The 19,528-nt window shown below is 69.6% G+C and carries 13 protein-coding genes; 8 read left to right on the top strand and 5 right to left on the bottom strand.

What is annotated here, in order from left to right:
- Positions 1-97: 97 nt before the first annotated feature.
- On the top strand, positions 98-967 hold the full coding sequence (gene tesB / locus GTZ93_RS37920) for an acyl-CoA thioesterase II (protein WP_120577972.1): 870 nt from the start codon (positions 98-100) through the stop codon (positions 965-967).
- A gap of 7 nt (positions 968-974) precedes the next feature.
- On the opposite strand, the gene GTZ93_RS37915 is transcribed toward tesB, so the two are convergent.
- Together GTZ93_RS37915 and GTZ93_RS37910 are read right to left on the bottom strand one after the other, a co-directional pair.
- Complete coding sequence (locus GTZ93_RS37915) at positions 975-1,532, bottom strand: hypothetical protein (RefSeq protein WP_139919269.1); 558 nt, start codon at positions 1,530-1,532, stop codon at positions 975-977.
- Between the two features lie 81 nt (positions 1,533-1,613).
- The gene (locus GTZ93_RS37910; protein WP_139919270.1) at positions 1,614-2,843 is read right to left on the bottom strand and encodes a heparin lyase I family protein; all 1,230 of its coding nucleotides are present in this window, start codon (positions 2,841-2,843) and stop codon (positions 1,614-1,616) included.
- Between the two features lie 621 nt (positions 2,844-3,464).
- On the opposite strand from GTZ93_RS37910, the gene GTZ93_RS37905 reads away from it, so the two are divergent.
- Positions 3,465-5,258: a sigma 54-interacting transcriptional regulator gene (locus GTZ93_RS37905; protein WP_139919271.1), complete on the top strand. Its 1,794-nt coding sequence runs from the start codon at positions 3,465-3,467 to the stop codon at positions 5,256-5,258.
- A 22-nt stretch (positions 5,259-5,280) separates the two neighbouring features.
- Here the strand turns inward: GTZ93_RS37905 and GTZ93_RS37900 are convergent, their stop codons facing one another.
- Positions 5,281-6,660 carry an alpha/beta fold hydrolase gene (locus GTZ93_RS37900; protein ID WP_139919272.1) on the bottom strand — a complete coding sequence of 460 codons (1,380 nt, stop codon included), beginning with the start codon at positions 6,658-6,660 and terminating at the stop codon, positions 5,281-5,283.
- Positions 6,661-7,101: 441 nt separating this feature from the next.
- Between GTZ93_RS37900 and GTZ93_RS37895 the strand changes: the two genes are divergently transcribed.
- A complete protein-coding gene (locus tag GTZ93_RS37895) occupies positions 7,102-7,818 on the top strand; it encodes a class I SAM-dependent methyltransferase (protein ID WP_120581338.1) in 717 nt (238 codons plus the stop codon).
- Positions 7,819-7,829: 11 nt separating this feature from the next.
- On the top strand, positions 7,830-8,663 hold the full coding sequence (locus GTZ93_RS37890; protein ID WP_120581339.1) for a ThiF family adenylyltransferase: 834 nt from the start codon (positions 7,830-7,832) through the stop codon (positions 8,661-8,663).
- 73 nt (positions 8,664-8,736) lie between these two features.
- On the opposite strand, the gene GTZ93_RS37885 is transcribed toward GTZ93_RS37890, so the two are convergent.
- Entirely contained in the window at positions 8,737-9,189 is a 453-nt protein-coding gene (locus GTZ93_RS37885; RefSeq protein WP_120581340.1) for a DofA protein, read from the bottom strand.
- Positions 9,190-9,559: 370 nt separating this feature from the next.
- Positions 9,560-12,034, bottom strand: coding sequence for an acylase (locus tag GTZ93_RS37880; RefSeq protein WP_257979527.1), 2,475 nt, complete (start codon positions 12,032-12,034; stop codon positions 9,560-9,562).
- 230 nt (positions 12,035-12,264) lie between these two features.
- Between GTZ93_RS37880 and GTZ93_RS37875 the strand changes: the two genes are divergently transcribed.
- From GTZ93_RS37875 to GTZ93_RS37860, 4 genes are all read left to right on the top strand, one after another.
- Positions 12,265-12,918 carry a CDP-alcohol phosphatidyltransferase family protein gene (locus tag GTZ93_RS37875; RefSeq protein WP_120581342.1) on the top strand — a complete coding sequence of 218 codons (654 nt, stop codon included), beginning with the start codon at positions 12,265-12,267 and terminating at the stop codon, positions 12,916-12,918.
- A gap of 208 nt (positions 12,919-13,126) precedes the next feature.
- Positions 13,127-16,081 carry a choice-of-anchor D domain-containing protein gene (locus tag GTZ93_RS37870; RefSeq protein ID WP_161663302.1) on the top strand — a complete coding sequence of 985 codons (2,955 nt, stop codon included), beginning with the start codon at positions 13,127-13,129 and terminating at the stop codon, positions 16,079-16,081.
- Positions 16,082-16,271: 190 nt separating this feature from the next.
- Entirely contained in the window at positions 16,272-16,595 is a 324-nt protein-coding gene (locus tag GTZ93_RS37865) for a hypothetical protein (RefSeq protein WP_120578020.1), read from the top strand.
- Between the two features lie 157 nt (positions 16,596-16,752).
- The gene (locus tag GTZ93_RS37860) at positions 16,753-19,518 is read left to right on the top strand and encodes a protein kinase domain-containing protein (RefSeq protein ID WP_407923995.1); all 2,766 of its coding nucleotides are present in this window, start codon (positions 16,753-16,755) and stop codon (positions 19,516-19,518) included.
- The last annotated feature ends 10 nt before the right edge of the window (positions 19,519-19,528 follow it).

Below are 19,528 nucleotides of genomic sequence, written 5' to 3'. Positions count from 1 at the left end.
TCCTCCGGGGCAGAAAGGCGCCGCACTCTACATTGGTCCGCGCGCACGGGCCTGGGGCTGGGATATGGACGGGGTGCGTCAAAACGGGAGGACGTACATGAGCCGGGTGCTGGACGAGCTGTTGGGGCTCCTGAAGCTGGAGCCCATCGAGGAGAACCTGTTCCGTGGCGCCAGCCAGGACCTGGGCTTCCGGCAGCTCTTCGGAGGGCAGGTGCTGGGGCAGTCCGTGTCCGCCGCCAGCCAGACGGTGGAGGAGAAGCGCGCGGTGCACTCGCTGCACGGCTACTTCCTGCGCCCCGGGGACGCGAGCCTGCCCGTCGTCTACACCGTGGACCGCGTGCGTGACGGCGGCAGCTTCACCACCCGCCGCGTGGTGGCCATCCAGAAGGGGCAGCCCATCTTCACGCTGATGGCGTCCTTCCAGGGCGAGGAGCCGGGCTTCACGCACCAGGCCACCATGCCGGACGTGCCGCCGCCGGAGTCGCTGCCCACGGACCTGGAGCTGTTGGGGCGCCACGCGGGCCGCATGTCGGAGCGGCACCGGGAGAAGTTCCTCTCCGCCAAGCCCATCGAGATGCGCCCGGTGACGTACGTGGACCCCTTCGAGCCCACCGCCGAGCCGCCCGTGAAGCACGTCTGGTTCCGCGCCGACGGCGCCATGCCCGACGAGCCCCAGGTGCACCGCTACGTGCTCGCGTACGCCAGCGACTTCAACCTGCTGGGCACCGCGCTCCAGCCGCACGCGCAGACGTTCCTCCAGCCGGGCTTCCAGATGGCCAGCCTGGACCACGCGCTGTGGTTCCACGGCGACCTGAAGGTCAACGACTGGCTGCTCTACACCATGGAAAGCCCCTGGGCCGGCAACGCCCGCGGCCTGGCGCGCGGGCATGTCTTCACCCGCGACGGGCGGCTCGTGGCCTCCGTGGCCCAGGAAGGGCTGCTGCGCCAGCGCACGGACGCGCGCTAGCGGAACCTCAGAACGTCAGCCGGGGCGTCGGGCCCAGGTCGATGATGCCGCCGCGATCGTCCGGGTCCGAGCCGGTGGTGGGCTTGAAGAGCTTGCTCACCATGACCAGCGACCCCATCAACGCGACGCCGATGGTGCCCGTCAGCAGCAGCGTCTTGCCCAGGCTGAACTCACGCAGCCGGGCGTGGTCCACCTCCGACAGGGACACGACGACCGGGGGCGCGGTGGTGCTGGAGGTGGAGCCCTCCAGCGGTACGCCCCGGAAGCGGTCGCCGTCCACGCCCACCTCGATGAAGCGCTGGAACTCCGTGTCCGCCTGGGCGGAGACCCGCGCCAGCGCCAGCGGCGTATCGGAGGTGAACTGGTGCGCCTGGCCCTCCACGTCCCGCACCGTGCGCTTGCGCTCCGTGACGCGGTTGAGCATCACGTCGCCCAGCTCCCGCATCAGCGCCGCGTTCTCGTCCCGGAAGCCATCCAGCCGCGTGAGCTCCGGCTTGGGAATGGCATAGGTCGTGGTGCAGGACGCCAGCAGGGACAAGGCGGTCAGCGCGGCGCACAGACGCATGGGACGGCTCCTCGGGAGAAACTGGAGGAAAGCCTATCCCGGAGCGTGCCCCGGCGCCTACCGGGGCACGCGGCCGGTGTCTCACTTCAACTTGTAGTTGGCGTCCAGCACGTCCGCCTGCGTCCGGCCCATCACCCAACCGTCGTGGTAGACGACGCCCACCGGCGCGATGGTGTCGTTCCGGTACAGGCCGATCTTCAGGTAGTTGAGCTGCCCGGAGTACTGCGTCGCGATGTTGCGCTTGGGCAGCACCAGCTGGCCGTCGTAGTACAGCTCCACGAAGCCCACGCTCGCGTTGGGGGACCACTTCACGTGGAAGACGAAGTCGTGCCACGTGTTGCGCACCAGCGGCGTGCGCCAGACGATGGTGCCCGGGGACCCGCCGATGTTCAGCCGCATCTCCTCGCCGTAGACGTAGAACTCCACCGGCGGCGAGCCGCAGCACCCGTCATGGTGCCACTGGGTGAAGAGCTGCCAGGTGTTCACGCTGGGGAAGTCCGCCGCGAAGCGCGTGCTCCAGCGGTACCAGTACTCGGAGCCCACCGCCTCCTTCGTCTGCTTGAAGATTTCGTTGCGGTTGCCGCTGGAGTTGATGGGGTCGTCGCCCTGCTTCACCGTGGCCTTGAGGGCGTAGCCGCCCTCGCGCACCGGCGACGAGACGACCTGGAGCCGGTCCGCGGACATCATCTGCGTGCCGTCCCACTGGCTGCGGCTGCCGGACTCGAAGTCGCCCCGCCACACGATGCCGCCCGGGGTGGTGGGAGGCGGCGTCGTCACGGTGCCGGAGCACGGGCGCGCCTCCGCGATGCTGGCCCAGTCGTTGAGGGAGTTGCCCTGCACCGTCACGCGCACCCGGCGCGCGCTCACCGACGTGAAGGCGTACGTCTCCGCCGCGGTGGTCGTGCCCAGGCTCTTGCCGCTGTACACCTGCGTATAGGTGTAGCCGTCCGGCGACACGGAGACGGTGAACGTGTTCGCGCGCTTGTTGCCCTCGTGCCAGGCCACCGACACCGCGCTCACGGCCTTGGTGGCGCCCAGGTCGAAGTCAATCCACTGGCCCTTGCCCAGGCTGCTCCAGCGGGTGGTGAGCTGATCATCCAGCGTGTTCGCCGCGACGCTGCCAGTGCCGTCGTCGCCGCTGGCCTTCACGCTCGCGGGCGTGAGCTGCGTGCAGCCGGTGGTGGTGAGGTCCTCGGCGGACGTCTCGAGCGTGGGCTGGCGGTCTTCCGCCGGAAGGGAACCATCCGGAGCGCCACAGCCAGCGGCGCCCAGGACGAACAACGTTTCAACCAGGAGGAGGGTTTTCTTCAAGGAATTGGCCCAGGGGGAAAGGACAGGCAGTGAAAAGCCATGCTCCAACGACAGGAGACAGGGGCACGGCTGGGGGATGTCTGGCTTTACGGTGGGGCAATCCCCTCGCGTGCTCCCGGACCTGTTCGACAGGGCCGCGGCGACGGGAGGAGAAAGACAGCGTGACGGGTGTTCGGTGCTCCATCCGGCAGCGGGGGAAAAGCCTGCCGTGTTCCAAGGTGATAAACCGAATACCGAAGTTCTATTTCGAACACAAGCGACGCTGAGCCCGCTTGCATGCTGGGCAGGTTCGGAGCGAAAGACAGACATCAATTTCAGACGGCCCGGTTGGAATCCTTCAACACACCGGAAGGGACGACACGGCCCGTCGCGTGGGATGCGCACCACCGGAGCACGGACGTTTCGCGCCGTGGGTTGTGGTGTGGTGTGGGGGGAGGGTTCGCCGTGTTCCGGGCAGGGCGCTTTGGACCCGTGTCCACTTGCGGCGTGCTGAGAGGACATCCCCTTTGCCGCCGACTTGCGATGACGGGAGAATCAGGCAGAAACCCCGTCCGCGATGTTCGTATTTTTCCAGCAAGCCCGCCGCGCGGCGGCCATGAGGCCGGTCGAGTGACGCACCCCATGTCGCGCCCCGCGTCCGAGCAACTGCCCCGGAGCGAGCGCAAGCCGCTGTACGTGAAGGTGGTGACCCAGCCGCCGCTGCATGGCTGCTGGTCCGTGAACATCAGCGAGACGGGCATCGGGCTCATCGCCACGCCGCGCCGCCCCTCCGAGGGCCCGCACGAGAACGAGCCGGTGGAGATGGCCTTCTCTCTGCCGGACACGGGCGCCCACGTGCGCGTGCACGGCACTGTGCGCTGGCGCCACGACACGGCGGGCGTCGGGGGCACCGTCGCGGCGCTGGGCATCAGCTTCGGCGCCTTCGACGCGGCGGACGGCGTGAAGCTGGCGCGCTACCTGGCCAGCTCCCACCTGCAGGTGGTGGCCGCCTTCGCCTCGGATGACGAGACGCGCGCGGTGCGCCAGGCCCTGGACGGCGTGGCCACGCCGCACTTCGCCGCCACCGCGGAGGACGTGCACGCGCTGCTCACGCGCGGGGACATGGCGGTGCTGTTGGTGTGTGGCCAGGACGAGTCGCGGGCGCTCGCGCTGGTGGAGTCCCTGGCGGAGCTGCGCGCGGAGGTGGACCCCACGGGGGCGGGGCCGCCCAGCGACCTGGCCTCGCGCATCGTCTACTGCGCCCCCGCGGCCCCGGAGCGGCTGGTGGCGCTCTTCAACTCCGGCCGCATCTACCGGGCGCCGGGGGCCTGGCCGGACCCGGAAGCCATGCGCGAGGCGGTGCTCCAGGCAGGGCGCGAGCACGGCTTCCGCACGGAGCAGTGGCGCATGGCGCTGGAGCTGGAGCGCAACCTCATGCGCGAGCGCGCGCTGGCCCAGACTCCGGTGGTGGGCGTGGGCCGCCACGGAGAAGACCTGGGTTTTCGCAGCCCTCCGATGCAGCGGGTGATGGAGATGGTGCGCCTGGTGGCCCCCCACCGGGTGGCGGTGCTGCTGCAAGGCGAGACGGGCACCGGCAAGGAGGTGCTGGCGCGCATCCTCCACCGGCTCTCCGGCCGGGGGGACCTGCCGCTCGTCGTCCAGGACTGCGGCGCGCTCACGGAGACGCTGCTGGAGAGCGAGCTGTTCGGCCACGTGAAGGGGGCCTTCACCGGCGCGGTGTCGGACCACCCGGGCCTCTTCGTGCTGGCCAACGGCGGCACCATCTTCCTGGATGAGATCGAGAACACCACGCCCAACCTCCAGGCGAAGCTGTTGCGCGTGCTGGAGACGGGCGACATCCGCCCGGTGGGCGGCACCCAGGTGCGCCACGTGGACGTGCGCGTGGTGGCAGCGAGCAACCGGGACCTGGGCGAGGAGGTGCGCGCCGGCCGCTTCCGCGCGGACCTCTTCTACCGGCTCAACAGCTTCACCATCGACATCCCGCCCTTGCGCGAGCGCCCGGAGGACATCCCGGAGCTGGCCCGCGCCTTCGTGGAGCAGTTCAACCGCACCCTGAAGCGCTCCGCCACGGGCGTGGCCCCGGACGCGGACGAGGTGCTGCACGGCTACGGCTGGCCGGGCAACGTGCGCGAATTGCGCAACGTGGTGGAGCGGGCGGTGCTCCTGTCCCGGCCCGGGGAGATGCTCACCCGGCGCCTGTTGCCGCCCGCGCTCCTCAACAACACGCTGCCCCGGGCGGACCCCACCGGGGATGGTTCGCTGAGGGCCCGGCTCCAGCAGGTGGAGCGCGACCTCATCCGCGAGGCCCTGGAGCGCCATGGCGGCGTCCTGCGCCGCGCCGCCGTGGCCCTGGGCATGGACCCCGTGACGTTGGGCCGCCGGGCCCGGCGTCACGGGTTGTGGAAGCCGGAGTAGCCCTCCGCCCTCCACGCTTTCGTCAGTGCGCCCGCATCCACTGGAGCATGGGCTGCCACACGCGCACGCGCGCGTCCCGGGCGAGGAACAGGTCCGCGTGGCCGAAGTCCAGCTCGCGCTGCGCCTCCGGCCGGTTGCGCACGATGAGGTGGGTGACGTCCGTGCTGCCCAACAGGCGCGTGGAGTACTCGCCGTAGCGGCCCACGCCGCCCGCCGCGCCCACGTACAGCACCGGCACCTTCACGTCCTTCAGGTGGTCGTCGTAGGGCACGTCCAGGCCGCACAGCTGCTTCTCCGTCTCCACCACCTCGTTGAGGCTCTGGTATGGCACCGCCAACTGGAGGTAGTCGAACAGGGTGGGCTCCGACGTGAAGGCCGTCCTGTCCGGCAGGCCGGCGGTGTCCGGCACGCTGCCCGCCAGGTGGTAGCCCGGCGTGATCGGCTGGAGCGGCGCCAGGAGCGCCCCGGTCCGCCCGGCGGCGATGACCGCGAACTTCCGGTTGGTGGGCCGCACCGGGCCCGCGAAGCCCGCCGGGGCCAGCGGGGACGGGGCGTTGGGAGCGCGGGTCGCCAGCTCACCCATGGTCTTCACCGGCATGCCCGGCGCGGGCCCCAGCAGGCCCCCCTCCGTGCGGCCCTCGTCACGGGCGGCCTGGAGCGCCTCGTACCTCTGGCACGCCCACTGGCGCTGCTCGGCCGCGTCCGGCCCGTAGCGCAGCACCATGTCCATGGGCACGAAGCCGTCCACCCGGCGCAGGGCGCGCGGACGCTGCGACTCCCCGTCCAGGTACGCGTACCCGAGGGTCGCGCCCCGGCTCCAGCCCAGCAGGAACATCCGGTCGTTGTTGCCGCCGTTGCCGGACAGCCGCCGCACCACGTCCGCCAGCGCCAGGCCCGTGCCCATGTCCTTCACGTGCGACTGCATGTTCCAGTCCTCCATGAACTGGAAGTTCGTCTCCGCCTCCGGCACGCCCACCCAGCGCAGGTCCAGGCCCCACACGTCCACGTCCTGGCTCGCCAGGAACGTCGCCAGGGAGCGGTTCTCCGGCATCGTCGTCACGCAGCTGTTGGTGAGGAACGCGGGCGCGAAGCCCCACAGGTCCCCGTGCACCATGAACACCGCCCGGCTGCTGCGCGCCGGAATCCACGGGTACGCCTCGCGCACCACGCGGTGCACGGTGATGGCGTCGTACTTCCCCGTGCCCACCCGCACCTTCCAGCTGTAGTGCGCCAGGCCGCCGCCCAGCGCCTCTCGCTTCGTGTTGGAGGCCACCAGGCCCGCCGCCACCAGCGGCCGCGTCCACGGATCCGCCTGAAGAGTCACTTCGTGCGCGTCCCCCGGATTCGCGCGCAGCGCCACGAACAACACCACCATCGCCCACAGGCTCAACGTCCTACGCATACCGACCTCGGATCGCATTGAGGGTCCCCCACGCAGACAAGCGCCAGGCTCTGACACCCGGTGCCTCCCGATGCAGGCCTTCCCAGAGCACCTTCTGCGCCAGGGCCCAAGTAGTTGATTTCATTGGTGTTGCCCCGCAGGGCAAGCTTCACCGGTGAAGGCCGCTGGACGCCGCTCCCAGCACCCTCCGAGTGAATAAACGCAGGACCCCGCGTACTTCAATGCTGAGACATGCGGACCACGAATGGAGCGGGCTCCCTGGGACTGAACGGACACCCCCGCCGGCCCCCCAGGGTGTGTTTGTTCATTCAATCCAACACATACATCTGAAACAGGCAAGTCCTGGATGTTAGGGGACGACGGCGGGGCAATCGCTTGGGGGCGGTGGGACGGGAGACAACATCGGGTCTCACCCTGACTCCCCTCGGAGGGGGAGGACCCATGCCCGAGACCGTCTTCGTCGACAACATCTGGAACGACTTCGCGCACAGCTACGATCAGATGATCCCCGAGCTGCCGTGCTACCAGCGGCAGCGCGAGAAGATCCTCCGCGACACCCGGGAGCGCTCCTACGTCATCGACGCGGGGTGTGGCACGGGGCTCGTGAGCGAGCCCCTGGTCAGGCGTGGGCAGCGCGTCGTCGGCTTCGACAACAACCAGGCCATGCTGGCCCTGGCGGTGCGCCGCCGCGCGAAGGAGCCGGAGGCGGTGCGCGCCCGCTGGACGCTCTTGCCCGGGGACGTGACGACCTTTCCCCTGGAGGTGGAGGGGGCCGCGGACGCGGTGGTGATGAACAACGTCCTCTTCTACGTGAAGGACCCGGAGGCCGTGCTGCGCGAGGCCTGGACGCACCTGAAGCCCGGCGGCGTCCTGTGCATGACGAGCAACAAGCGGCCCAGGCCCGACCTGGAGCTGGTGCTGAAGAACTCCATCCGGGAATGGGAGTCCCAGGGCCGGTGGACGGAGAGCCTCCAGCGCGCGGTGAACCACCACCGCACCTGCGCCCAGCGGCTCACCACGGACCCCAACGAGATGGTCACCTTCCTGGACACGGACCAGGCGGTGAAGCTGCTGGAGAAGGTGGGCTTCAGCGAGGCGCTGGTGGCCGACGGCGACGACTACTACGGCGAGAACTTCTACGTCTGCATGCGCAAGTAGGGAGCCCTTCCATGAGCAACGTGAACCCCCGTTTCCAGCGCAACCTGGGCGTCCTCCACCCGCAGACCATGGACAAGCTCGCCAGCACCCACGTGCTCGTCGCCGGCGTGGGCGGCGCCGGAGGCCAGTGCGCGGTGGACCTGACGCGCCTGGGCTTCGGCTGCCTGACGCTCGCGGACTTCGACGTCTACGAGCGCCACAACATCAACCGGCAGATTGGCTGCTTTGAAAGCACCCTGGGCCAGCACAAGGTGGACGTGGTGGAGCGCATGTGCCGGGACATCCACCCGGACCTGCGCGTGCACAAGCTGAAGGAGGGCATCACCGACGCCAACGTGGCGCACGTGCTCCAGGGCCTGGGCGGCCTGCCGCCGGTGGACTACGTGGTGGAGGTCATCGACATCGCGGGGGCCCGCGCCAAGGAGTCGCTCCACCAGACGTGCCGGGAGATGGGCATCCCCATCATGACCGGGCTGATGCTGGGCTTTGGCGCCGCGCTGCACGTCTTCCAGCCGGACGCGCCGCTCTACGAAGAGCTCTTCATCCTCCCGGACGGCCGCATCGACCTGCCGAAAATCATCCCGCACCTGGGCAGCTACATGCTCCAGGAGTACATGGATGCCTGCTACCAGGGGAAGGGCCACGCGCCCACGTGCGTGATTGGCGCCACCACCGCCGCGGGGCTGATGGTGAGTGAAATCATGCGAGGCGTGATGCTGGGGGCTCGCGCGATGGTGTCCTGGCCCGAGTACCTCTACGTGGACCTCTTCGACCACCGCTACGTGCGCGGCTCCGTCAGCGCCACCCGTCCGGCCCGCCCGGTGGGGCAGGGCGCGAGGGGCTGAAAAGGTCGCCCGCGCGAAGGCTTCTCTCCGGGGCCGGGGGCCCTTCTGAAGGGCCCCCGAATCCCCCCGGGGACTACATCACCACGCCGCGCGACCGCGCTTCGTTCACCAGCTGCGTTCCATCCACGCCCAGCCGCCGGGCGATGAAGCCCGCCGCCCCGTCCGCGTTCTTGTGCACGCGGATGAACTGGTCGTCATACGTGCGCGTGACGATGAGCATCCCCGACACGATGACGCGCTGGAGGTTGTGCTGCAGCTCGTTGCCTTCGATGATGACGTGGATTTCGGAGAACAGCGCCCGCGCGTCCGACAGCATGTTGGACAGGTGCCGCCGCTGTTCGCTGTTGGGGACCGCGGACTTCGCTCCCGCGATTGTCACCAGCACCAGCGGCTGCTGCTGATGCTGTTGGTAGGCGGCCTGCATCTTCTGGAACACCGCCTGAATCTCTTCCGGCGTCGGTGGAGCGTCCCAGCGCAGGAAGAACACCTTGTCGATGACGTCTGTCTTGTAGACCGGAAGTGCCATGGCGTTCGCGACTCCTTTGTGTCGGACCCAGCGGCCGTCCCGGTCGGTACGCGTCCGGGCTTTCTCCCTGGGCCTATGGGACATCCTGCGCTTCAGCCGCGGTCAAGAAACTAGCCCTGGAGGCTGACATTGCTGAGACGACACATCGGCTCCGCCCTGACGGCGTCACGGACTGTGTGTTCGCCTCGGAGGCCCCCTTGGATGTCAGCTGTTGGATGCTGAACCCAGACGCCGGGGCCGACCGCCCTGTCTGCCTATTCCGTTCCATGTAACAAGTTTCAACGGCGATTCCCCATGAAAACAAGAAGGCCCCGGGAGCACGGTGGCTCCCGGGGCCTTCAAGAGACTTCAGGTCTTCAAGCGGAAGCGGTTACCCGCCGGAGACGGTGGTCTCCACCAGGTTCGCGTCGCCGTTGATCTGCGCGTCCGTGAAGAGGATGGGGCGCCACTGCTTCTGGGAGTAGCGCAGGGTCTGGTCCGCGTAGTGCGGGGACTTGGGGTCGCCGGACTGGCTGTAGGTCAGCACGGCGTTGGCGTTGGGGCCCGCGTCGGTGAACTGGAGCGCCATGATGAAGGAGCTGCCGTTGTTGATGGGGTAGCCCTCCTTCGCCAGCAGGGTGTTGGCGTTGTACGTGGCCGTGTGGGGCTGGGCGAAGTCGAACACCGTGGTGCGGGCGGCGCCGTAGGACATCACGTTGGTGATGCCCTCGCGGTGCATGCCGCCGTGCAGGGGGATGGCGGTGCCCGAGCGGGTGGTGAACTGCACCTGGCCCAGCGTCTTGTCCAGCGCGTTGCCGGAGCGGTTGATGGTGAAGACGGCCTGCGCCAGCTTCACCAGCACCGGGTCGTCACCCGTGGCGGGCGCGGGCGTCAGGGTGTTGGGCGTGGCGATGGGGTTGGCCGGGTCGAAGGCCACGTCGAACAGCGGCCCCTTGTTGACCAGCTGCGCGCCGGTGTACGCGCCCAGGAACTCGCGGAAGATGAACGCGCCCTTCTGGTCCAGGTCGTAGCGGCCGTTCCAGCCGGCCAGCAGCGCGCAGGCCTGGCTGATGTCCACGGCGGTGCCGTTGTAGGTCGCCGTCGTCTTGCCCGTGCAGCGCTCCACGACGGCCGCGCGCAGCAGCTCCTCCATGGAGCTGCGGTTGCTGAACACGGCCGTCTTCAGCTCGTCGAAGCTGAACTTGCCGTCCGCGCCGGAGGCGCCGGTGGCCGTGGCCTCCGTGAGGACCTTGGCGTTCATGCGCGTGCGCGGCGACTGGGCGACGCCTTCGAAGCCGTGCAGCGGGGAGAAGCCGGTGAGCGGCGCGGCGGGGTTGGCCAGCCAGTAGCTGTCGTTCGCGTTGAAGACGAAGTCCTTGCGCTCCAGCTGCGGCACCTTGGCGAAGGGCACGAGGCCGGGGCTGCGCGAGCCCGGCTCCACCTGCCACTCATTGGCCGGATCGCTGCCGTTGAGCACCACGAAGCCCAGGGCCTGGAAGATGCCGTAGGTGACGTTGAGGGCGGGCGTGTTCGCCTCGGTGGCCCACTTCGTGTACGCGTCCTTCGTGAGGTTGGGCGTAGGCGTGGCGTCCGTGTACCAGGCGTTGCCGTCCTTGTCGGCGAACATGGTGTTCACCCAGGGCAGGCCCTGCTCGGTGGCGTAGACGCTCTTGAACTCGGTCAGCGTCTTGGCCTTGTTCATGCCGTGGAACTGGTCCAGGAACTTGGTGTTGTCGATGTTCGCGTCACGCAGCGTGAGCGCCGTCTGGCTGTTCCAGCCCAGCGCGCCGGGGGGGAAGCCCGCCGGGGCGGCCGAGTCCGGGAAGGCGATCATCGGGCCGTAGTGGCTGAACCAGACGGTCTGCGTGTAGTTCGTCAGCGACCCTTCCGACAGCTTCACCAGGATGGTGAAGGTCTTGGAGGTCATCTGGCGCTCTTCGGTGCCGTACTTGTAGACGGTCGGCTTCCCCGGGACCAACTGCACCTGGTAGATGGTCGCGCGCTGGCCGGCGGAGAACGTGTGCGTCCAGGCCAGGTTGTCATTGAAGCCGATGAGCACCGCCGGCACGCCCATGAGGCCCACGCCGTAGACGTTCATCTGGCCCGGCACGGTCAGCTGGCTCTCCCACAGGCGCAGCTCGCCTTCCCAGGGGAAGTGCGGGTTGGCCATCACCATGCCCTTGCCGTTGTCGGTGCGCTCACCGCCCAGGGCCCAGCCGTTGCTGCCGAAGTCCGCCAGCTTCAGCCGCTGGAGCTCCTGCAGCGACGGCGCCTGCGGGCGCAGCGCGGCCTGCTTCGGGTCCACGGACTGCGCGCCCACGGTGGGGGGCGTGGCGGACGGGATGGTGAGCGCCAGCGCGTTGATGCCCGCCAGCAGCGTCAGGTCCGTGTTGTACGCCAGCAGGTCCACCGGGGTGATGGGCTTGACCCAGGCCGCGTTGGCGCACTCGGTGGGACGGGCCTCCGGGGGCGTGTCCTGCAGGTACTTGTTGTAGCCGGCCACATAGCCGGTGACCATGTCCTGCATTTCCTGGGACAGGGTGGGGAAGGCCGCTTCCGCGCGCCCCATCAGGTCCATGGCCAGGTACGCCAGGTCGCTGCCCACGTGCTTGTTGCCCGCGCCCTGACCCAGGTAGCGCGCGCGCTCGCCGCGCACCTTGAGGACCTGATCCGCGAGGGTGCAGACGTGGTCCTGCGCGAAGGCATAGCCCTGGCCGAAGCCCAGGCTGCCGTAGTTGTCCGCGGTGATGTGCGGAATGCCGTACGACGTGCGCTTGATCTTCGCCGTGTACTTCGGGGTGGTGGGAGTCGGAGTCGGGTCGACCGGCTCCTTGTCGTCACATCCGGCGCTGGCAACCAGCGCCATGGACGCGATGAGGGAGAAAGAAAGACGGCGGGTCCGGACAGAACGGAACCCACCGCGAGGAGGAAGATTATCGGGGATGTGCTCGGGCATGGCGGCCCGGAGACTAGGAAGGTGGCGATTCGCCGGTCAATGTTTCTGGGATTTGACTTTTCCACGGAGGTGAAACGGGCGGATGCGTTGCGTCGTGGGTTTGGGAAAGCCGGAAAGACGGTGTGTGTTACATGTGAGCCATGACGTCCGAGCCCTCGTCGCCGCCCGCGGCCCGCCGCCAGCGCCGCCACTTCTCCATGATTCGCACCTTCGTGCTGGCGGACTTCGTCACGCTCGGCAACGGCTTCTCCGGCGCCGGGGCCATCCTGGCGGCCATGCAGTCGCTGGCCACCAACAACCCACGCTGGTTGTGGGTGGCGTTCTGCCTGATGCCGGTGGCGCTGGCGATGGACGTGGCGGACGGCCGCATCGCGCGGTGGCGCTTCCGCAAGTCGCCGCTGGGCGCGGACCTGGACTCGCTGGCGGACGTCATCTCCTTTGGCATGGCGCCCGCGGCGCTGGCGTTCGCGGTGGGCCTGCGCGGCAACCTGGACGTGGCGGCGCTGCTCTACTTCGTCGCGTGTGGCATCAGCCGCCTGGCGCGCTTCAATGTCACGTCCGCGGAGCTGTCCGACGGCACCGGCAAGGTGAAGTACTTCGAGGGCACCCCCATCCCTACCAGCCTGGTGCTGGTGATGGTGCTGGCGGTGGCGACCTGGCAGGGCCGCATTGGAGACGCGTTGTGGGGCGGGGTGTGGAACCTGGGCCCGCTCCAACTGCACCCGCTGGCGCTGCTCTACGTGGTCAGCGGCAGCGCGATGATCAGCAAGACGTTGCGGATTCCGAAATTCTGAAATCTTCCGCCGGGGTGGGCGGGGGGGGTGCCATCCAGTGGACGTTCTGGAGGGCAGTTCCCCTGTTTTTCCCACGGTGAGGCGGTTGGCAGTCCCGGGGTGGGTGCCTAGCTTCGCCACCTGAACCGCGAGGGCCACACCCGGAAGGTGTGGCCGCGTTCGCGGCTTCAAGGCTTTTGGGCGAGGCGGGGAGGGAAGGGTGGGTGCCATGACGGGGCGCTGGGGCCTGCTGGGTTTGGTGATGGTGGGACTGCTGTCGGGCTGCGCGGACCGGGAGCGCTCGTCGCTCGCGGATGGCCGGCTGACGGCGACGCCAGGTGGCGTCGACTTCGCGCGGGTGGCGGTCTTCGACGCTCGCGAATCCACGGTGACGCTGCGCAACGTGGGCCGCGCGCGCATCACGGTGGACGAGGCCTGGGTGGAGGGGCCTGAGGGCGCCTACAAAGCGGAGTTCACCCACGAAGGCCCGCACAGCCTGGTGCCGGGCAGCGAGTGCACGCTGAAGGTGCGCTTCGCGCCGCTGGCGCAGGGCGGTCTGCCCGCGGTGCTGGTGATCCGCTCGGACACGCGCATCGAGCCGCTGATGCGGATTCCCCTCAACGGCGCGGGCGTGGACGCGTGGGCGCGGGTGACGCCGCGCGCGCTGGACTTCGGCCGCATCGAGGCGGACTCCACCAAGACGCTGGGCGTGACGCTGGACAACCCCACGGAACTGCCGGTGATGGTGACGCCCAAGCTGGTGGGCGCGGACAAGGATGAATTCATCGCGGCGCCGGTGACGGTGAACCCGGGCGAGCGCGTGGAGTTGCCCCTCACCTTCAACCCGGTGAAGGTCGGCAAGAAGCAGGTTGCGTTGGCCATCTCGCCCTGCCACGGGTGCGCGGACGTGCCGGTGCAGGTGACGGCGGAGTCGCTGGAGCGCGCGGTGGTGGCGGAGCCGGAGGTGGTGGACTTTGGCGCGGTGCCGGTGGACCGCGACGCCATCAAGGCCTCCAGCCTGCGCAACATCAGCACGGAGCCGGTGACGGTGACGTCGCTCATGCTGGATGGCACGGACGCGTCCTTCAGCCAGAACAACACGGGCCTGCCGCTGGTGCTCCAGCCGGGAGAAGTGCGCGCCTTTGAAATCCGCTACAGCCCCGGCCACATGGGCGCGGCCACGGACCGCGCCGTCTACACCGTGGTGAGCAAGCGCCACCCCACGCTGCCCGTGCCGCTGCGCGGCTTTGGCGGCGCGTCCGAGCTGTGCGTGTCGCCGATGATGTACGACTTCGGCGAGCAGCCGCTGGGCTCCAAGGTGCGCGTGGTGGTGAACGTGAAGAACTGCGGCACGGACAACGCGGGGCCGCTCACCATCAACACGCTGGACTGGACGCCGGACGCGACGGGCGCCCAGCTCCAGTTCAACAACAAGCCGGTGGCGCTGCCGTTCACCCTGCCGGCCAACGGCGAGCTGAACCTGGAGGTCTTCTACGAGCCCATGCGCGAGGGCAGCGCGTCCGGCGCGCTGGTGATGACCACGAGCGCGTTCTCCGCGGCCACCGTGCAGCTGGACTTCTTCGGCAGCGCGAAGGCGCACGCGCCCTGTGAATTGACCGTCACGCCGGAGCTGGTGGACTTCGGCACCATCCCGCCGGGCCGCGGCGCGGTGCTGGGCGTGAAGCTGGAGAACAAGGGCACGGACCTGTGCCCCGTGAAGAACATCCGCGTCGCCAACGACGGCGGCGGCGTGTTCAAGATGCCCGGCGGCGAGCTCTTCGGCGGCATCATCTACCCGGGGGATTGGTTCAGCTTCCAGGTGGCGTTCCAGGCGCCCTTCACCGGCGGCAACTTCATCGGTGAGTTGCAGGTGGAGCAGTACAACCCGGTGACGCCGGTGCGGCAGGTGCCGCTGATGGCGAACTCGCAGGAGACGTGCCTGGTGGCGTCGCCCTGGTACCTGGACTTCGGCCTGGGCCGCAAGGACTGCCGCCCGGCGCCGCGCGAGGTGAACTACCTCAACGCGTGCACCACGCCCATCACGGTGTCCAACGTCTTCATCGGGCCGGGCACGACGGACACGGAGTTCGAGCTGTTGGACCATCCGGCGCCGCCCGCGTTCCAGCTTGCGCCGGGTGAGTCCTTCACGGTGGGGGTGGACTACCTGGCGCAGGTGACGGGCATGAACCTGTCGCCGCTCTTCGTGGACTCCAGCGACCTGCCCATCCCGCTGATGGTGCCGCTCATCGGCGAGTCGTCGAAGAAGACGGACAAGACGGACACCTTCGTGCAGCAGGACGTGAGCAAGGTGGACGTGCTGTTCGTCGTGGACAACACGGCGTCCATGGTGGAGGAGCACCCGAAGCTCGTGTCCGCCATCCCCGCGTTCGTGGACGCCGCGCGCAACAAGGCGGTGGACGTGAACATGGCGGTGACGACGACGGGCATCTCCGCGGTGTCCGGCGCGTGCCCGGGCGGCGCGCTGGGTGGCGAGGCCGGCCGCTTCTTCCCGGCGGACAACAGCCGCCAGCGCATCCTCACCCTGGGCACGGCCAACGTGACGCAGGTGCTCCAGCAGAACGTGCAGGTGGGCCAGTGCGCCCAGGTGGAGCAGGGCTTCGAAGCGATGCGCCGCGCGCTCACGTCTCCGCTGGTGAACAACGTGGATGATCCGCGCACGCCGCTGGCCAACGACGGCAACGCGGGCTTCCTGCGCGACTCCGCGGCGCTGGTGGTGGTGTTCGTGGGCGACGAGGACGACCACTCGCCGGACGCGGTCTCCACCTACGTGCAGTGGGCGCAGCAGCGCAAGGGTGAGAACCAGCCGCAGCGGGCCACGTTCTTCGCCATCGCGCCCACCAAGACGTCCTGCGCCACGGCGGGCGGCACCGGCACCCGGTACGCGGACGCGGCGGCGCAGACGGGCGGCGAGGTGCTCAACGTCTGCGCGGCGGACTACGCGCCGCTGCTCCGGCAGGTGGCCAGCAAGGCGTTCAGCGCGCAGGACCGCTTCCCGCTGAGCGAGGAGCCCGACGCGGGCACGGTGGTGGTGACCGTCAACGGCACCGCCACCCCCACCGGGTGGACCTATGACGCCGCGTCCAACAGCGTGGTGTTCAGCGTGGTGCCGCCGCCGGGCTCCAAGGTGGCCATCACCTACCGCCGCGCCTGCGCCAACGACTGAACGGTGAAGAAGCTGTGGGTGTGGACCCCGTGACGGGCCGGCCATCCGGCCCCGAACGGGGTTGTCAGACCCCGGTGCTACAGCACTGCATCTGCCTGTGCGGATGACCAGAAAATTGGAGGCGCTCCCTCGGTGTGTACCCTGCGGAGCGTCTGCACGCTGTTGCCCTGGAGGCGCTGTGAGCACCTGGATGCCCGATGAGCCCCTGAAGTCCTCTCCGCGCGCCGGTGCGCCGGGACTGCGGGTCATCCGTGGAGAGGGGCAGCGCAAGCAGGAGCCGCTGGCGGACCGGAACGCGGTGGCCCGGGTGCTGATGGAGGCCGGGGCGGACATGCTCCTGCGGCGCATCAGCCCCGTGAGGGCGCAGGAGATCGAGCGCAAGGTGGACCGGGTGCTGGACCTGTTCGACCGGGTAGATGCGGCCCCGGTGCTGATGCCGGTGCTCAAGCGGCACCTGGACGAACTGGAGGCCCTGATGCGGGAGACCCGCGAGGTCCGGGCCGCCCGGCGCTAGGCACACACCCGGTGGAACCGGAAAAAGCCCAGGGGGATTCGATGTTTGATTCCCCTGGCCCGGCCGCTTACGCTTGGGGTTCGCCACCTCGCGTCCGGCCGTGTCCATCGAAACCTACGGCAGCTACCAGCTCCTGAAGCGCCTCGCCACGGGCGGCATGGCGCAGATCTACCTCGCACGTCGGCCAGGTTCGGATGCTCCGGACAAGCTGCTGGTGTTGAAGCGGATCCTCCCGCACCTGTCGGAGAACGACGAGTTCGTCCGGATGTTCCTGGACGAGGCGCGGATCGCGGCCCGGCTCGCTCACCCCAACGTCGTGCAGATCTACGACCTGGGCGCGGAGGCGGACACCTTCTTCATCGCCATGGAGTACATCCATGGCGTGGACGCGCGCCGGCTCTGGAAGCGCTCGGAGACGGCGGGCCGTCCGCTGCCGGTGCCCCTGGTGTGCCGCATCCTCCTGGAGGCGTGCGCCGGCCTGGACTACGCGCACAAGAAGACGGACGCGGCGGGGCGCCCGCTGGGCATCGTCCACCGGGACGTGTCACCGCAGAACATCCTGGTGACGTTCGACGGTGGCGTGAAGGTGGTGGACTTCGGCATCGCGAAGGCGGCGGATCAGGCCACCGTGACGCGCTCCGGGGTGCTCAAGGGCAAGTATTCGTACATGTCGCCGGAGCAGGCCGCGGGCCAGCGCGTGGACCGCCGCTCGGACGTGTTCGCGCTGGGCGTGGTGCTGCATGAGCTGCTGACCGGGGGGCGCCTCTTCAAGCGCCACAGCGACATGCTGACCCTGTCGGCGGTGGCGGAGTGCAACGTCCCGGCGCCTTCGCAGGTGGCTCCCCGGGTGCCGGCGGAGCTGGACGCCATCGTGCTCAAGGCGCTCGCGAAGGAGCCGGACGCGCGCTTCCAGCACGCGCAGGAGCTGCAGTGGGCGCTGGAGGGGTGGCTCGCGTCGCAGCCGCAGCCGTGCGGCACGGCGGCGGACCTGGCCGGGTACATGGGGGAGCTGTACGCGGACCGCCTGACGGAGGAGGCGCGCTCCGGCGAGGTGCAGGTGACGGACGAGGAGGCGGGGGGGGCTCCGCCGCCCGCGCCGCGCCGTTCGGCGATGCGGCCCGCGACGGCGCCGGGGCGCACGGAGAACGAGCCCACCACCACGCTACGTCCGAACCGGTCGAGCCGTCCCAGTGGGAAGGTGGAGGCGCGCCGCGAGGACGCGGAGGCGGGTGGGGCTCGCTCGGAGGTCCGGGGCCCGGACACCCGTCCAGAAGGCCGCAACGCGGAGGCGCGGGTGGACGCGCGCAACGCGGAGGCCCGCTCCGTCGACGCCCGACCGGAGCCCCGCTCCGAGGTTCGCAATGCGGATCCGCGAGTGGATTCCCGCGCCGTCGATGCCCGGCCGGAGCCTCGCTCGGAAGTCCGTAACGCGGACCCGCGAGTGGACTCCCGCGCCGTCGATGCGCGGCCGGAGCCCCGCTCCGAGGTCCGCAACGCCGACCCGCGCGCCGAGGCCCCCCGGGGCATGACGGGCTCGCGGCGGGCGCTGGAGTCACCGCCCTCGCGGAGCACCCGGCCGGTGCGCCTGGAGGAGCCGTCCCTCCCGACGGTGACGCAGGACGAGGACGGTCCCACGCTCGCGATGGTGGACACGCAGAGGAAGCTCTCCGGCGGGTTCCAGATTGAAGAGGACGGTCCCACGCTCGCGATGGTGGACACGCAGGGGAAGATCTCCGGCGCGTTCCAGATTGAAGAGGACGGTCCCACGCTCGCGATGGTGGACACGCAGGGGAAGATCTCCGGCGCGTTCCAGGGCGCGTTCCAGATCGAGGAGGACGGTCCCACGCTGGATCATCGCTCCCTGACGGCGACGCTGACCCGGGATGACGAGGACGACTCGACCCTGGACATGCGCTCGGTCTCCCGCGCGGACGTGGACGAGGGCCCCACGCAGGACCTGCGCGCCGTGCCGCGCTCCGAGATTCCAGCCCCCCGTCCGGGCGGGCCCACGCCGTCCGGTGAACACCGTGGCCATCGGCTCCCGGTGCCCGCGCCCCACGCGACCATCGAGGAGATGACCGCGTCCACCGCGCCGCGCTCCGCGTCGCGCGCGCCCATGCCTGGCGCGTGGGTGCCGCCGGCCCGCACCGGCACGCTCACCGAGCAGTCCGCCGTGGAGCCGCCCAAGCGCCGGGGGCTCCTGTACGCCGCCATCGTGCTCGTCGCGATCCTGGTGGGCGTCGCCCTCGTGTGGAGCCTGGGCCCCGGCGCCAGCGGTGTGCACGTGGAGTCCGAGCCCGCGGGCGCGCGCGTCGTCTTCGAGGACCGGGTGCTCCCGGAGCGCACGCCGCTGACGCTGCCTACGGTGAAGCCCGGCCGCTACTGGGTCGTGCTGATCAAGGAAGGCTACCGCGAGCTGCGCACGCAGGTCGTCATCCCGCCGTCCGGCCGGCTCGACGTGGGGCCGCTGAAGCTCGTGCCGATGCCGTCGTCCGGAAAGCCCGGCACGGAGCCGCCCGCGTCGGCGCCGCCAGCTTCGACGACACCGGAGCCCGGCGTCGGACCTTCCGGCGCGGCCGCTCCCCGTGAGCCGGACGCCGCGGCCCCCGAAGTGAAGCAGGCCCAGGAGTCCCCTGTCGCGCAGGCTCCCGCGCCGGTGGTGAAGACGCCCGTGGCCACGGCGGAGGTGCGTGAAGCCGCGCGCGCCGCGGAGCGGGCCGCGTCGGTGAGCTTCGTGGTGACGCCCTGGGCGGAGGTGTCATGCAACGGCCGCAAGCTGGGGGAGACGCCGTTCCAGCCGGTGAAGCTGGGCGTGGGTTCGTATGACTGCAAGTTCACCAACCCCGAGCTGAAGCGCACTGTCAGCCGCCGCATCGAGGTGCGTCCCATCGACCTCAACGTGGTGACGGTCAAGTTCGAGTAGGCGTGGCCTT

Source organism: Corallococcus exiguus (genome assembly GCF_009909105.1).
GTDB lineage: Bacteria > Myxococcota > Myxococcia > Myxococcales > Myxococcaceae > Corallococcus > Corallococcus exiguus.
Note: the sequence above shows the minus strand (reverse complement) of the source record. Positions and strands in the feature narration are given on the sequence as shown.

Coding starts and splice junctions, on each gene's coding strand:
- GTZ93_RS37875 (WP_120581342.1), top strand. CDS start 12,265: ATGACGTCCGAGCCCTCGTCGCCGCCCGCGGCCCGCCGCCAGCGCCGC.
- GTZ93_RS37885 (WP_120581340.1), bottom strand. CDS start 9,189: ATGGCACTTCCGGTCTACAAGACAGACGTCATCGACAAGGTGTTCTTC.
- GTZ93_RS37915 (WP_139919269.1), bottom strand. CDS start 1,532: ATGCGTCTGTGCGCCGCGCTGACCGCCTTGTCCCTGCTGGCGTCCTGC.
- GTZ93_RS37895 (WP_120581338.1), top strand. CDS start 7,102: ATGCCCGAGACCGTCTTCGTCGACAACATCTGGAACGACTTCGCGCAC.
- GTZ93_RS37900 (WP_139919272.1), bottom strand. CDS start 6,660: ATGCGTAGGACGTTGAGCCTGTGGGCGATGGTGGTGTTGTTCGTGGCG.
- GTZ93_RS37880 (WP_257979527.1), bottom strand. CDS start 12,034: ATGGCGCTGGTTGCCAGCGCCGGATGTGACGACAAGGAGCCGGTCGAC.
- GTZ93_RS37870 (WP_161663302.1), top strand. CDS start 13,127: ATGACGGGGCGCTGGGGCCTGCTGGGTTTGGTGATGGTGGGACTGCTG.
- GTZ93_RS37890 (WP_120581339.1), top strand. CDS start 7,830: ATGAGCAACGTGAACCCCCGTTTCCAGCGCAACCTGGGCGTCCTCCAC.
- GTZ93_RS37905 (WP_139919271.1), top strand. CDS start 3,465: ATGTCGCGCCCCGCGTCCGAGCAACTGCCCCGGAGCGAGCGCAAGCCG.
- GTZ93_RS37860 (WP_407923995.1), top strand. CDS start 16,753: ATGGCGCAGATCTACCTCGCACGTCGGCCAGGTTCGGATGCTCCGGAC.
- tesB (WP_120577972.1), top strand. CDS start 98: ATGAGCCGGGTGCTGGACGAGCTGTTGGGGCTCCTGAAGCTGGAGCCC.
- GTZ93_RS37865 (WP_120578020.1), top strand. CDS start 16,272: ATGCCCGATGAGCCCCTGAAGTCCTCTCCGCGCGCCGGTGCGCCGGGA.